Raw genomic sequence first — 13,364 nt, 5'->3', positions numbered from 1 at the left:
AGTGAAGCGGCAAATGACTCAGTTGGGGCGAAGCGCTGCGTGAAGTGCATCCAGTAACGACTGCTCGCTAAAGGGCTTGAAAAGGCACTCAATCGCACCTTGATTGATGAGCCTTGGTCGGGCTGACGCGTCACCGTGAGCCGTGATGAAAACGATCGGAATATGAAAGCCCAGGCGCTTCAATTCCTTCTGAAGTTCGGGGCCCGACATGCCAGGCATTGCAACATCAAGGATCAGGCAGTGTGTCTTGTAAAGAGTGTCCGATGTAAGAAATTCCTCGGCTGAGGAAAAGGATCTGGAACTGTATCCAAGTTCCCGAAGAAGATCGGGCAACGACTCGCGTACCGACTGGTCGTCATCGACGACCGAAACAAGTGACTTCGATGTCATTATCGAATCCTTACGGAAGGTTCTGGGCGGTGACCTTCTGCGGCCGTGGATGAGTCGTCTTCAGGCTGAAGCAACTCCCTGCTTCGGGAAATTCCCGGAGGGATCGAGAATCCAAACGTGGTTCCATGTTCTTCATTGTTATAGGCAAAGATGCGCCCGTGATGACTTTCGATGATTGACCGGCTGACGGACAAGCCAATGCCCATGCCCTCACTTTTCGTGGTGTGAAATGGCTCGAAGAGCTTATCCAGCGTGGTGGAATCAACCCCCGTACCACTATCCATGACAGCCAGCCGAACGCCCCCACCCTCTTCGTTTTCCGTCTTGATGACCAGTTGCCTGGGACGATCCCTGACTTCGCTCATCGACTCCATGGCATTTAGAAGTAGATTGAGAATGACTTGCTGTAGTTGAACTCTGTCGCCCGTAACAATGGAAAGGTCGTCGCTGAAATCCGTGTACAGAATGATTCGGTTGCGCTGGAGCTCCCTGCGTGACAGCGCTATGACTTCGCGAGTTGCTTCATTCAAGTCCATCGACTCACTTTTCAGCGATTTCTTGCTGAACAGCGCGCGGAGTCGCTTGATCACGTCCGAGGCGCGATTTCCATCGCGAATGGTTCGCTTTGCGGTCTCGATCGCGCCATCGATGTTCGGCGGGTTCGCCGAGAGCATGCGTACGCACGTGCTTGCATTGGTCACAATGCCCGATAACGGCTGATTCACTTCGTGTGCAATCGAGGCTGTGAGTGCCCCAAGGCTGGTCACCCGGGACATGTGTGCCAGTTCCGATCTGACAGCTCCCAGAGCCTCTTCCGAGAGCCGTCGCGCGGTTACATCATGTACGGCTCCAATGTACTCGACTTCTCCGTTTGCCTCGTAGGTCGCGTGCGCCACGGTATGCAGATACTTCACTGAGCCATCGGCCATCAGCAGCCGATGGTCGTACTCAAAGTCTTGCTGTGCATTTGCCTTCTCGATCATGTCGTGGACCAGCGGAAGATCCTCCGGCAAATGGTGTGCCGCGATCAGGTCGAGCGTTACCTCGGTACCCGGCTCAATCCCGAAAATGCGATATACCTGCTCCGACCAGGTAATCTCGCCCGCCGATACTCGCCAGGAAAAACTTCCGCTTGAGCTCAGTCGTTGAGTCTTTGCCAGAAATGCCTCGCTGCGCCTCAGCGACCCTTCATTGAGGGCGCGCTCAATCGCGATACTCGCAAGATGAGTGAATTTCGCGATCATGTTCTGATCGTCTGATGCGGGTACTTTCGTCTGGCGATGAAAGAGTGCCAGAGTGCCGATGGCCTTCCCGTTTGCCGAGAGAATCGGAGTCGACCAAACGGCTCGAAAACCCTGCGAAAGAGGCCGTTGGCGCCATGCGGACCAGCGGTCGTCTGAGGCGATGTCGCTGGATACGACTTGCTCATTGAGGATGGCGGCCGTTGCGCATGGGAACGCATCCATGTCCACAGCGCTTCCGTCAATGTTATCCGTAAGAATCGGTGGAAGACCTGGCGACGCACCCTGCTGGAAGCGTATCGCCCGATCAGCGCCCGCCTGCCCGTAAATGGGCCTGGGATCTATAAGAAGAACGCTACACACACATCCGTCCAGTGACGATTCGACAAGACGGCATAGTGAATCAAGTATCGCCGGCAGGGGCTCGTCGCCAGCCATCATTTTGAGAACGTACTTCTCCCTGGACTGCAGCATCTCCACGCGCTTTCGATCTTCGATATCCGTGTTTTGCCCATACCATCGCACTACCCTTCCCGTCTGATCTCGCAGAGGAACGGCCCTGATGAGGAACCAGCGATAGAGTCCGTCAACGCCACGCAACCTTGCTTCGTAATCGCCAGCCTCACCTGAGGCCAGAAGTGTCTGCCAATAGGCGGCCATGTCAACGGCGTCATCGGGGTGAAGGCATACTCTCCATCCTTCACCATACGACTCCTCCATCGACATGCCGGTATATTCGAGCCAGCGCTGGTTGAGAAAGTCGACGCCACCTTCAGGACTCGTGCTCCACACAAATCCGGGAATCGCATTGATGTCCGCGCGAAGTCGGTCTTCGGACCCCTGCACCTGGTGCAGTGCTTGTGCAAGCGCTTCCTGAGCTCGCTGTCGTTCGATAGCGATGCTTGCAATGCGGGCGAACTTTTCAATGAGGGCTCGTTGCGACGGGGTGGGTGATCTTGGCTCGTCGAAGTAAACGGCGAGTGCGCCAAGCGCATGTCCTGCCGCCGATCTGATGGGGGTGGACCAGCAAGCCTGGATGCCCAGCGAGAGCGCGCGGGGGCACCACGCATAGGTCGACCATCTGTCGTCCAGGTTCAGGTCTGACGCGATGATCTGCTCGTTAAGGCAGGTAGCCATCGCGCATGGACCGGACTCGACATCGAGCGGGCGGCTGATGATCGCTTCGACAAAACCGTCAGGAAGGCTGGGGCCGCTACCGTACTCAAACCGGCATCCCTCCTGATCGGCCAGGATCAGGCTGCAAAGGCACCCTGAGGCGGTTGTCTCTACAAAGCGACACAGTCCATCCAGTATGGCCGGCATGGACTCGCCCTGCGCAACCATTTCCAGAAGATGCTTTTCACCCGCCAGAAGTGCTTCGGTGCACTTCCTGTCATCAATGTCCACGTGGGTGACGTACCACAGAAGAATATTCCCGTGGTTATCCCGCAACGGATGGCCCTGGATAAGGAACCAGCGGTAGCTTCCGTCAAGGCGGCGCTTGCGAGCTTCGATTTCCCAATCGCTACCTGTAGCAATGGATGTCTTGAAAGAGGAAATAGCCCTTTCGCGATCATCTGGGTGGAAACCAGAGCCGCCCGCTCCGACATCATCTGGCTCGGCATCGAAATAATCCAGATATCGCCTATTGGCGTAATAAAGATCGCCCGCAGCCGTTCGCAGGGAAATCAGCGCCGGAAGGCCGTCGATGATCGAGCGATAGTAGCCGGGGTCATTGGAGAGTGCGTCGTTACAGGACGGCATTTCATCCACTGACTCGGTTCCGGTGACGCACCACAGGTCCCTTTGGACAGCCTCTTCGGCGACAGGCGATATTTGAAGCTGGAATGTTCGATAGACCCCATCGCGACGCCTGATCCGGGCGCTGACGGTAGTTGGGTGGCCCTTCTCGCCGGGCGTCCTCCACACGTTCCGGATTTTCTGCAGATCACCTTGATGTACGGCCGACTGCCACCTGATACCGGCTGACTGTTCGTCGCCGAGACCTGTGTATTCGCCCCATGTGAGGTCGGCGACGTCAAGCTCCCCACTGGAGGAAACCGTCCACGTGATTTCATGCGGGAATTCGGTAACCATCCGATTGATTTCTGGGGCCATGTCGGCGACACCGATGCGTTGTCACAGCCCAAGGATGCGCCAACGACCCGTACGGTGCCCATGATACTTTGGTATTGATAACGTTAATATTTTGAGTCAAGCAGACCGGATTTCTCGTGTCGCCCGATGAAAGGTAATGCGCGGTGCCCTGCACCCTCCATTCGCCGCGGGCTCCAGCCCTCCCGCAGCCGCCCGTGACCGATACAGACCGGGTCAATATCCCTCCCGCTTGAAAGTGACCTCGCCGGGGGGCGATGGCGCGGTAGTGCCCGAATGGTCGCGTCGATGCACTGGCTATAAATCGTGCTTCCACAGGATGCCGTGTTCGTCGCCCTGCCTGCAATGCTGCCTGCGCGCTCAGGATGGCAAAGGCCTATATCTGTGGCCAGGCATGCCGATGATTTCAACGATGCAGATATACCAAGGTGTCGATCGATACCTTGGTCCAATCGTATAGCGTCGCGGGGTTTGTTGTTATTCATATCGCGCCACGCTTTCAAGTGGTCACGCTGAATCTTTCCGAAGAAATTCATTCTATCGACTCACTGATTACCAAAAGAGCGATCGCAATGCGGTCGCCTATGGCGCCCTGTTGTCTTCTCTTCCTCATCAAGAAAAAAGAGGTAAATGGTCATGCAACTTAAAGACTCCAAACGATCGTCATCGATCGTCGTGACGATGTTGGCCGCTGCCCTTGGGCTGGCAGTGTCCACCGGAAGTATGGCAAGCGAACACGTCCAGGCTGGCACTCACAATGCGCAGAGCAGCGCGGCAAATGCCGGGGCCACGCATGACGGCAAGCCGGTGGCAAATCAGGCCGACGACACGAGCATTCGTCCCTACCGCATCCATGTCCCGGAAGCCGACCTTGTCGATCTGCGCGCGCGAATTGCCGCGACCCGCTGGCCCGACCGGGAAACGGTTCCGGATCAGTCGCAAGGCGCACAGCTGGCCAGCATCAAGGCACTCGTGGACTACTGGGGAACCGGATACGACTGGCGACGTGTCGAGACGCAGCTGAACGCCCTCCCCATGTTCGTAACGACCATCGACGGGATAGATATTCAGTTCATCTGGGTCAAGTCGAAAGCGAAGCATTCGCTTCCCTTGCTCGTAACGCATGGTTGGCCGGGTTCGATCCTCGAATTGACCAAATCGATCGGTCCTCTGACGGACCCCGTGGCCGATGGAGGAAAAGCCGACGATGCATTTGACGTCGTCATTCCGTCGATGCCTGGCTATGGGTTCTCCGGCAAGCCGCACGGCACGGGGTGGGATCCTGATCACATTGCCCGTGCGTGGGATGTGTTGATGAAGCGGCTTGGGTACCAGCGCTACGTATCTCAAGGTGGCGACTGGGGATCTGTCATCGCTGATGCCATGGGGCGCCAGGCGCCGAAGGGACTGCTGGGAATTCACGTCAACATGCCTGCGACGGTACCCGCTGCCGCTGCGAGCGCCATGGCAGCGGGCAAACCTGCTCCTGCCGGGCTGTCTGCAAGTGAGAAAGCCGCATATGACTCCCTGAGCACGTTCTTCAAGAAGAACGGTGCCTACGGCGCGATGATGACGACGCGACCGCAGACGCTTGGCTATGGCTTGAGCGATTCACCGGCTGGTCTGGCTGCCTGGATGTACGACAAGTTTGCCCAGTGGACCTACAGCGGCGGTGAGCCGGAGAAGTCGCTCACGAAAGACGAAATGCTCGATGACATCACGCTCTATTGGCTGACAAATAGTGCTGTTTCTTCCGCCCGGCTCTATTGGGAAAACAATAACAACAATTTCAATGCCGTCGAACAGAAGACCGCCAGTATTTCTGTGCCCGTGGCGGTAACCGTGTTCCCGGGAGAGATCTACAAGGCTCCGCGAAGCTGGACAAAGCAGGCGTACCCGACGCTCACCTATTTCCACGAGGTAGACAAGGGTGGCCACTTCGCAGCGTGGGAAGAACCGGAGCTTTTCGCCAGGGAACTTCGCGAAGCATTCCGGCCGCTTCGATAAGAAGCCTTTGAGGCAGTGTGCCAATCGTTGCGCTGCCTCGTTTTACCTACACAGACCACGAAGGATATTGAAGTGATCAACGAACGAGTTCTCTATACTGGAAAAACACATGTCACGGGTGGCCGCGACGGTCTCGCCCGCAGTGACGATGAACGACTGAATGTTCGGCTATCTGCGCCAGGAAGTTCCGGTGCGGGGACGAATCCGGAGCAGCTGCTCGCTGCCGGATGGTCAGCCTGCTTTATTGGAGCAATGAAAATTGCTGCCGCCAATGCAAAGATCGTGCTTCCGGTGGACACGACAATCGACGCCGAAGTGGATCTTTGCATCGCAGAGAACGCTTATTTCCTCCAGGCACAGCTAACGATCACCGTTCCGGGTATCGACCGTGACGTTGCGCGGGAACTGGCTCAGTCTGCGCATCAGACATGTCCCTACTCCAAAGCGACCCGCGGCAACATCGATGTCGTCATCAACGTGGTCTAGGTTCCGCTTCAGGCGAGGTGGGCGACGTCACGCCCGATGGAATGTGGCGTCACGCAAGTAAACGCGGGTGACGCGAACGGACGCTGCCGACGTAGTGGGTGCGCCGCCGCCCTCCCCTCTCGCCTGAGCGTGGCTGCACCGGATTGTTGACGACGACAGGTTGCTCCAGGCGAACCATATTCGCCTGGAGCGCTGGGCGTGACTGGCCTGTTTCATTGATACGCGATGGAGAGGCGTTGCTGGCTGGATCACACGTTCCAATGCTCTCCCGCTCGCGAATCAGTTGCGGGCGGCAGGATGGGCGAAGCCGCAGAAGACCGGGGCTCAACAGCCGCCATGAACACGAAAGAGGCATCATCATGTCCCGTGACACGTTTACTTCAGATATCCCTTTGAGCCGCCGGATGCGGCTGCCACGCACAGGCCGCAATGAGCAGCGGTTAGCCTTCCCGGAAGATCCGCAATACGACATGCCGCGCACGATCTCGCGCAAGCCTGCGCCTGGAGCCATCGGATCGCGCTTTGGGGGCGTGCAGGACAAGGCTTCGACCGCCCGTGCGATCAGGAAGTCAATCCCATGATTGCCTACGCTTTGGCACTCCTGGCTGGCATGGCCACCATCGGCTCACCATGCATCCTGCCTGTGCTGCCGATTGTGCTTGCCACTACCGCTGGTCGAAGCAAGGCAGAGCCCTTGCTTATCATCGCAGGCTTCGTCGCCACATTTGCTGCAGGTGGCATCCTGATCGGTGCGCTGTCGGCCTCGTCGGGCGAGCTTCAGCAGAGCATTCGTACCGCGTCTGTCCTGCTGTTGCTCATCGCCGGGCTGGCATGCCTGTGGACTGCACCGTTTGACTGGCTCGTACAGCAGGTGCGGCAACTCGCCGTCGTGCGCCGCAGTGCACTGTCCTGGTCCCCGACGTCGGGCGGTCGCGTCGGCGCGTTGCTGGTAGGCGCGTCGCTGGGTCTGGCGTGGACACCATGCGCGGGACCGATCCTGGCCTCGATGCTTGCGCTCGCTGCCTCGGCGCAAGCATCAGGTAAAGCCATTGCATTGCTTGGCACGTACGCACTGGGCGCAGGCATTCCGATGCTGGCAATCGCATATGGCGGCAGCTGGGTGTCTTCTCGTCTGGGCTTCTTTCATCGTCGAGCCGGACTTTTTCGCCAGATGTTCGGTGCCATAGCCATCGCCGTTGCCGTGCTTCAGTTGCTGCAATACGACGTGGCCGTTACTGCCTGGGCGACGCAGTGGCTTCCTTCATTCTCCACAGGACTCTGAACATGAACATGAAAGTGATGGCTGCTCTGGCCTTCTGTTTTCTCACGGGCGCCTGCACGCCCGGCACCCAGGCCAATAGCGATGCCATCGCGGTTGCTCCCGACTTCAGTGGCATCAACCATTGGATAAACACCGAACCACTGAACATGGCGCAGTTGAAGGGCAAGGTGGTTCTGGTCGAGTTCTGGACCTATTCCTGCATCAATTGCATCCGCGTGATGCCGTATGTAAAGCAGTGGCACGATCGCTACCGCGATCAGGGTCTCGTCGTGGTTGGCGTGCATACGCCTGAATACGGCTACGAGAAAATCCGGGGAAATCTCGAGACAGCAGTAAAACGTTTCGGCATCGAATACCCGGTGGCACAGGACAACGAATACCGAACCTGGAATGCCTTCGGCAACCGTTATTGGCCCGCGCTTTACCTCATCGACAAGGACGGTCGCATGGTCTACCAGCACTTCGGAGAAGGAGACTATGCTCAGACCGAGGCGCGTATCCGGCAGTTGCTGGCAGAGCACTGAGTCTTGCCCGCTTGCAGCCGGGTATAAGCACCAGCGATTGGCATCTCGATATTCGCCGCATGAGTATCGAACGACCCTCCAGAAAACCGGCCACGAACAAGATCGCGCGTTCCAGCACTCAGGCGGAGAAGAACCCATGCACACCCATATGAAGCTCGCGACGCCCTGTCTATGGCGTATGGCACTCGCCCTCACGCTGATCGTCCAGGCCGGCCTCATGGGAACGGCACATGCACAATCGGCCGAACTGCGAGGTGCCTGGGGTCCCCTCAAGCATGTCCATGCCGGCGTGCTCGATGTTGCCTACGCGGAAATGGGGCCAGCCGATGGCACCGTGGTGATACTTCTGCATGGCTGGCCTTATGACATACACAGTTATGAGCGGGTCGCGCCAGCGCTCGCAGCAAAGGGGTACCGCGTACTCGTCCCCTACGCTCGGGGTTTTGGAGACACGCACTTTCTTTCCGCAAGCACCAAGCGCAACGCTGAGCCTGCCGCGCTGGCCATGGACGTCGTCGAATTCATGGATGCCCTGCATATCCGGCGAGCTGTTCTCGGGGGATTTGACTGGGGTGCGCGCTCAGCCGATATCGTTGCTGCGTTGTGGCCGGAGCGCGTGAAGGCGCTGGTCAGCGTGAGCGGTTATCTGATCAGTACGCGGGAGGCGGGCAAGGCGCCCCTGTCGCCCAAGGCCGAGTACCAGTGGTGGTATCAGTTTTACTTCGCCACCGAGCGCGGACACAAGGGCTACGAAAAGAACCATCGCGAGTTCGCCCGGCTGATCTGGCAGCTGGCCTCACCCAAGTGGAATTTCGATGAGGCGACATTCGAGCGTAGTGCGGCAGCCTTCGACAACCCGGATCATGTCGCGATCACTATCCACAATTATCGCTGGCGTCTGAGTCTCGCCAGTGGGGAGGCTCGATACGCTCTTCTGGAAGAGCGCCTGTCGCAGCTTCCCAGAATAACGGTGCCGACCATCGCCATGGAGAGTGACGCCAATGGCGCGCCGCACCCGGCACCGGAAGCCTACGCAAAGCAATTTATCGGCAAGTACCAGTTTCGCCTGATCGGGAATGGCGTCGGGCATAACCTGCCGCAGGAGGCGCCGCAGGCGTTTATACAGGCAATCGTCGATGCCGATCACTTCTGATCGGGAGGCAAACCCATGAGACAGATTTTCGTTGTTTTTTTCGCGGCTGGGGGAATATTTATCGCACTGGCTTCGATGGCGCTCGCCATGGGAAAGGTGGACAAGCGGCCCAGGTCGCCCATTTACGGCGTCACGTTGCCGGAGGGCTATCGCCAATGGGAGTTCATTGCTCCAGCGCAAGAGGCGCCGCCCCTTGACGAATTGCGCGTCGTTGTTGGCAATGTCACGGCAATGAAGGCGTACAGGGATGGGAAGCTGCCGTTTCCCGATGGCACCGTACTGGTGAAATTGGCCTGGAAACGCGCGCCTTCGTCGGAGTTTGCGCCTGCATCCGTTCCCGGCGCCGCCACCACGGTGCAGGTGATGGTCAAGGATTCAAGGCGATACGCCGCCACGGGTGGCTGGGGCTTCGGCAGATTCATCAATGGCAAGTCGGCAGACGAAGCGCAGCATCGAACCTGCTATGGCTGCCATCTGGGCAATGTAAAAGACCACGACCTGGTTTTTACCCGCTACGCGCGGTAATTCACGCGTTTGGGGCGTAGCGCGTTCCTCATGCCGCCATACGGCATGTGGCGTACGCCCCCTTGCGACAACGTGCTTCGCATTTGCGCACCACATCCAAGTCGATCTGTGGCAGGACATACCTCCGGATCTCGATTTGCCGACCAGCACGCCAGCATCGGCCCGCCCGAGAATGGCGACGATCTACGTCTCGCCGAATGTCGGTTCCCTCATGGGTCCTCCTGATGGGAAAGCTGCGCGAAATCCTAGTTCTTATGTGTCGACCTGCCGGGGCAGCTTACGATAGCCCCACAGACCGAGCATCCCCAGGTTCGGTATGCCCACAAATACGATAAATCGTCTTGAAATCCACTGAAAACAGGCGGAGACATGCGTCCCTGTCCGTTTCACGGGTGTGAATAACGGTAGGTAATGAATCTCAAACCGAGTGACCTCCCTCTTCTCTTCGCCCTCGACATGTTGCTTGAAGAACGCAATGTGACGCGCGCGGCTGCGCGGCTGCACGTGAGCCAACCGGCGCTCTCGGCTCAGCTCGCACGTCTGCGCAGACTTTTCAACGACCCCCTGCTGGTTCCTTCGGAAACGGGTCGCGGCATGGTGCCTACGCCAAAGGCTGAGGAGATGGCGATCTCGCTGCGTGACGCGCTTTCGCAGCTGGGCACGCTGGGCGATCCGACGGATGTTTTCGACCCCGAACGTGATGCGGCGACGTTCCGCGTCGGTGGCTCGTTCAGTGCCATCGGGACGTTCGCCAAGCCCTTGATCCAGTCGTTCCAGCAGAAGAGCAACCGCGCACTGCGCCTCTCGTTTCGTGCAGCCTCTGAAGACATGGATGTGCTGGCCAAGTTCGAGAACGGTGAGATCGACGTCTTGCTTGCTCCCGACCGACAGGTGCCGGACCCACTGAAGATGCGTCCGTTGATAGCCGATGAAGTCAGGATGGTGCAACGCGTGGGGCACCCCCGCGGCACGCGTCCTCTCACGCCCGAGGAGTATTGTTCGCTGGGCCATCTGCTTGTTTCGCCGTCCGGCCGCATGGAAGGGCTCATGGATGCGCGCTTGCGCGATATGGGCCTGTCTCGCGATGTGCTTGTGTCCGCTCCCTATGGCGACAGCATAGGCGCGCTGCTCCTTGCCAGCGACCTGGTGTGCACCTTGCCCCAGGGCATGATCGAGGCGCTGGGCCCCGGCGTCGAGGCGTATGCGCTGCCTTTTCGTGTTCCCGACATGTCGCTGGCCATGGCCTGGCACAGGCGCCTCGACAAGCAGCCGGCCCAGCGCTGGCTGCGCGATGAAATCACGCGGATCAGTCACGACCTGCGCCCCACCCTCCCTGCCGGCAAGCATCCCGGCATCTTCCCCATGCTGGAGCAAATTCCCGATGGATACCACTGACAGTCTGCTGGAGGCGCTGGACGTGGATGCGCCATGCGGGCCCAACCTTGAATATGATGCCGCTTTCCTTGCCCTGGAGATGCTGGCCGCGCCACGTCCCGAGCGTGCCGTCGGCGACTCGGTCAAATGCGCCGAAGAGCCGGAATGGCGCGATGTCGCGCGACAGGCCGAACAGCTCTGGGAGCGTACGCGTGATCTCCGTATAGCCATCCATCTTGGCAATGCCCGCCTGAAGACCTCGGGCATCGCGGCATGGGCGCAGAGCATCGGATTGGTCGAGGCGCTATTGCAACGCTACTGGAGCGACGTACATCCGCAACTGGATGACAACGATCCGGTGGAGCGCGTCAACGCGCTGGCGGCACTGGCGGCCGTCGATGGCACGGTGGGCTATCTTCGCAGCGTACCCCTGCTACGCGCCGAGCGCATCGGCGCGTTTTCGCTGCGCGACCTTCGGGTTCTCAACGGTTCCCTGAAACCCGGCGATGGTGCGATGGAAAGCGCGCCGGTGTCGCAAGAAATGGTCGACGCCGTAGCACAACAGGTCGAGGTCGATGTGCTGGTGACCACGGAAGCCGCCATTGCGGCCGCCCTCGCCCATGTGCGAGCCATCGGACGAATGTTCGAGGAACGCACGCCGGGCATGGGGCCGGACTTCGACGCGCTGGAACGCGATCTGCGCGAGATTGATACCTTCCTGCGCGCCCAGGTTGCCATGCGCGCGCCGCAAGCCCTGGTCCAAGACGCCGGCGCGGACGTCGCGACGTGTTCGGCCGACCACACGGATACCACTGTCGCGACTGCGGCGCACGGCCCGGTGCGCAACACCGATGACGTGCTGCGTATGCTTGATGAGATATGCGCCTGGTATTCGCGCCACGAACCATCGAGCCCGGTGCCTCCGCTGCTGCGCCGGGCCAGCCGCCTCGTCGGCCTCAGCTTCACCGAGCTACTGCGGACGCTCGCACCCGGTGGCGTATCCGAGTTCCAGCATCTGTCTGGCGACGAGGGCGCGGGTTAACGCAGCACTGAATCGCTCTTGAAATGCCCAATCATCTGGACGATGCCGGGCCTGGCTCAGAGAGGTTTCGCGAGAGGACATCCTTCTGGGCATGCATGCGCTTCAGGCGCGCCAGCTCTGCCTCAACGTCTTTGAGGTGGCGCAGTTGTGACGCGTCCATACCGGCATGTGTGTTCTTCCAGCCGACCTGCATCCCGGCAAACAAGCTCCCCGTGGCCGCGATAACCGCCAGGGCCACGATGGTCACAAGCCTCGGTGTCAAACGTTCACGCCAGCGCCGCTTGCGCAAGCCGGCGAGCATGATTCCGACATCGTGGCTGCGCCGCTCCGCCGTAAACGCCAGCCCGTCCAGCAGTGCCTTGTACTGGCGCCTGTCGAGGCCGGGTACCGGCGGAACCCGGCGCGATGCAGCCATTGCCTCCCTGGCACTTTCCTTGCCGAACGGATGGCGCCCGGTCAGCAGTTCGAACACCACGCAGGCAAACGCGTAAATGTCGTCGGACGGCATGGGCGTCTTGTCTTGCAGCCTTTCCAGGCTTGCATAGGCGGGCGTCATGGCGCCGAGCGTGCCAGCGTCGAACACCGTGCGGTCGCCGCCGGATTGGGCGTCGATCTTGCCGGCGCGGGCAATGCCGAAGTCGAATACCTTGGCTACGCCATCGGGAGTGACCAGCACGTTGCCCGGCTTGAAGTCCGTATGGACGATGCCGGCGGCATGAGCGCACTGCAAGGCCTCGGCCATGCCCTCGATCAAGGGCATGGCCTCGTCCAGCGGCATGCCATCGCGTGCCTTCGTGCGGATCAGCGTGCGCAGGTCAGTGCCTTGAACATACTCCATCGTCATGAAGACGTTGGTGCCGTCTTTGTCGAAGTCGTAAACGCGCACGATGTGATCGTTGCCCAGATGCTGCATGCGGCGGGATTCGCGCTGTAGCGCGATCAGGGCATCGGGGTGCTCGCGGAACTCGTCGTTGAGCACCTTGACCGCCACGTACGGATGGCGGTCAAGGGCTTCCACCTTACGCTCGTCGCGCGCAAGGTAGACCACGCCCATGCCGCCCCGGCCCAGTTCGCGCTGCATGAGAAAGCGCCCTTTCAGCAGGCTGCCCACGCCGATACGTTCGCCCCGGGCAAGGTCGGCCACGCGCCGCAAGGTGTGGCAGGTGCCTTTGCTTGCCTGCGCGCGCAGTGGCTTGAATACGGTGGCATCCGTGCAATCCACCGT

General features: G+C 59.6%; 11 protein-coding genes and 1 pseudogene. 9 read left to right on the top strand and 3 right to left on the bottom strand.

Features of this window, described 5'->3' with window-relative positions; all coding sequences use genetic code 11:
* Positions 1-18: 18 nt before the first annotated feature.
* Together FHW69_RS13705 and FHW69_RS13700 are read right to left on the bottom strand one after the other, a co-directional pair.
* Positions 19-390 (bottom strand): response regulator, encoded by a 372-nt coding sequence (locus FHW69_RS13705; protein WP_183423650.1) that lies wholly within the window; start codon positions 388-390, stop codon positions 19-21.
* On the bottom strand, positions 390-3,749 hold the full coding sequence (locus FHW69_RS13700; protein WP_183423649.1) for a PAS domain-containing protein: 3,360 nt from the start codon (positions 3,747-3,749) through the stop codon (positions 390-392). Before FHW69_RS13700 ends, FHW69_RS13705 begins: the two co-directional genes overlap by 1 nt.
* Before the next feature lie 633 nt (positions 3,750-4,382).
* Between FHW69_RS13700 and FHW69_RS13695 the strand changes: the two genes are divergently transcribed.
* The 9 genes from FHW69_RS13695 to tssA all read left to right on the top strand — a co-directional run bounded on the left by FHW69_RS13695 (position 4,383) and on the right by tssA (position 12,139).
* Positions 4,383-5,753 (top strand): alpha/beta fold hydrolase, encoded by a 1,371-nt coding sequence (locus tag FHW69_RS13695; RefSeq protein ID WP_255494805.1) that lies wholly within the window; start codon positions 4,383-4,385, stop codon positions 5,751-5,753.
* A gap of 72 nt (positions 5,754-5,825) precedes the next feature.
* Positions 5,826-6,239 carry an organic hydroperoxide resistance protein gene (locus FHW69_RS13690; protein ID WP_343204025.1) on the top strand — a complete coding sequence of 138 codons (414 nt, stop codon included), beginning with the start codon at positions 5,826-5,828 and terminating at the stop codon, positions 6,237-6,239.
* Between the two features lie 359 nt (positions 6,240-6,598).
* The gene (locus FHW69_RS13685; RefSeq protein ID WP_183423648.1) at positions 6,599-6,820 is read left to right on the top strand and encodes a hypothetical protein; all 222 of its coding nucleotides are present in this window, start codon (positions 6,599-6,601) and stop codon (positions 6,818-6,820) included.
* Positions 6,817-7,521, top strand: a complete 705-nt coding sequence (locus tag FHW69_RS13680; protein WP_183423647.1) for a cytochrome c biogenesis protein CcdA — start codon at positions 6,817-6,819, stop codon at positions 7,519-7,521. Before FHW69_RS13685 ends, FHW69_RS13680 begins: the two co-directional genes overlap by 4 nt.
* A gap of 2 nt (positions 7,522-7,523) precedes the next feature.
* Complete coding sequence (locus FHW69_RS13675) at positions 7,524-8,045, top strand: thioredoxin family protein (RefSeq protein ID WP_183423646.1); 522 nt, start codon at positions 7,524-7,526, stop codon at positions 8,043-8,045.
* A gap of 148 nt (positions 8,046-8,193) precedes the next feature.
* Positions 8,194-9,198 carry an alpha/beta hydrolase gene (locus FHW69_RS13670; protein ID WP_255494804.1) on the top strand — a complete coding sequence of 335 codons (1,005 nt, stop codon included), beginning with the start codon at positions 8,194-8,196 and terminating at the stop codon, positions 9,196-9,198.
* Between the two features lie 15 nt (positions 9,199-9,213).
* Entirely contained in the window at positions 9,214-9,723 is a 510-nt protein-coding gene (locus tag FHW69_RS13665) for a cytochrome P460 family protein (protein ID WP_183423645.1), read from the top strand.
* A 411-nt stretch (positions 9,724-10,134) separates the two neighbouring features.
* Positions 10,135-11,118, top strand: a complete 984-nt coding sequence (locus FHW69_RS13660) for a LysR family transcriptional regulator (protein ID WP_183423644.1) — start codon at positions 10,135-10,137, stop codon at positions 11,116-11,118.
* Positions 11,105-12,139: a type VI secretion system protein TssA gene (gene tssA / locus FHW69_RS13655; RefSeq protein WP_183423643.1), complete on the top strand. Its 1,035-nt coding sequence runs from the start codon at positions 11,105-11,107 to the stop codon at positions 12,137-12,139. The genes FHW69_RS13660 and tssA overlap by 14 nt, the downstream gene beginning before the upstream one ends.
* Positions 12,140-12,401: 262 nt before the next feature.
* On the opposite strand, the pseudogene FHW69_RS13650 reads toward tssA, so the two are convergent.
* A pseudogene (locus tag FHW69_RS13650) lies at positions 12,402-13,295 on the bottom strand (serine/threonine-protein kinase); the annotation flags it as partial.
* Positions 13,296-13,364: the final 69 nt, after the last annotated feature.

The organism is Luteibacter sp. Sphag1AF, from assembly GCF_014192715.1.
Taxonomy (GTDB): Bacteria; Pseudomonadota; Gammaproteobacteria; order Xanthomonadales; family Rhodanobacteraceae; genus Luteibacter.
Note: the sequence above shows the minus strand (reverse complement) of the source record. Positions and strands in the feature narration are given on the sequence as shown.

What these genes read in the sequence shown, in the direction of transcription:
- FHW69_RS13665 (WP_183423645.1), top strand. Translation starts at nt 9,214, where the DNA reads ATGAGACAGATTTTCGTTGTTTTTTTCGCGGCTGGGGGAATATTTATC.
- FHW69_RS13685 (WP_183423648.1), top strand. Translation starts at nt 6,599, where the DNA reads ATGTCCCGTGACACGTTTACTTCAGATATCCCTTTGAGCCGCCGGATG.
- FHW69_RS13680 (WP_183423647.1), top strand. Translation starts at nt 6,817, where the DNA reads ATGATTGCCTACGCTTTGGCACTCCTGGCTGGCATGGCCACCATCGGC.
- FHW69_RS13700 (WP_183423649.1), bottom strand. Translation starts at nt 3,749, where the DNA reads ATGGCCCCAGAAATCAATCGGATGGTTACCGAATTCCCGCATGAAATC.
- FHW69_RS13675 (WP_183423646.1), top strand. Translation starts at nt 7,524, where the DNA reads ATGAACATGAAAGTGATGGCTGCTCTGGCCTTCTGTTTTCTCACGGGC.
- tssA (WP_183423643.1), top strand. Translation starts at nt 11,105, where the DNA reads ATGGATACCACTGACAGTCTGCTGGAGGCGCTGGACGTGGATGCGCCA.
- FHW69_RS13705 (WP_183423650.1), bottom strand. Translation starts at nt 390, where the DNA reads ATGACATCGAAGTCACTTGTTTCGGTCGTCGATGACGACCAGTCGGTA.
- FHW69_RS13660 (WP_183423644.1), top strand. Translation starts at nt 10,135, where the DNA reads ATGAATCTCAAACCGAGTGACCTCCCTCTTCTCTTCGCCCTCGACATG.
- FHW69_RS13670 (WP_255494804.1), top strand. Translation starts at nt 8,194, where the DNA reads ATGAAGCTCGCGACGCCCTGTCTATGGCGTATGGCACTCGCCCTCACG.
- FHW69_RS13695 (WP_255494805.1), top strand. Translation starts at nt 4,383, where the DNA reads ATGCAACTTAAAGACTCCAAACGATCGTCATCGATCGTCGTGACGATG.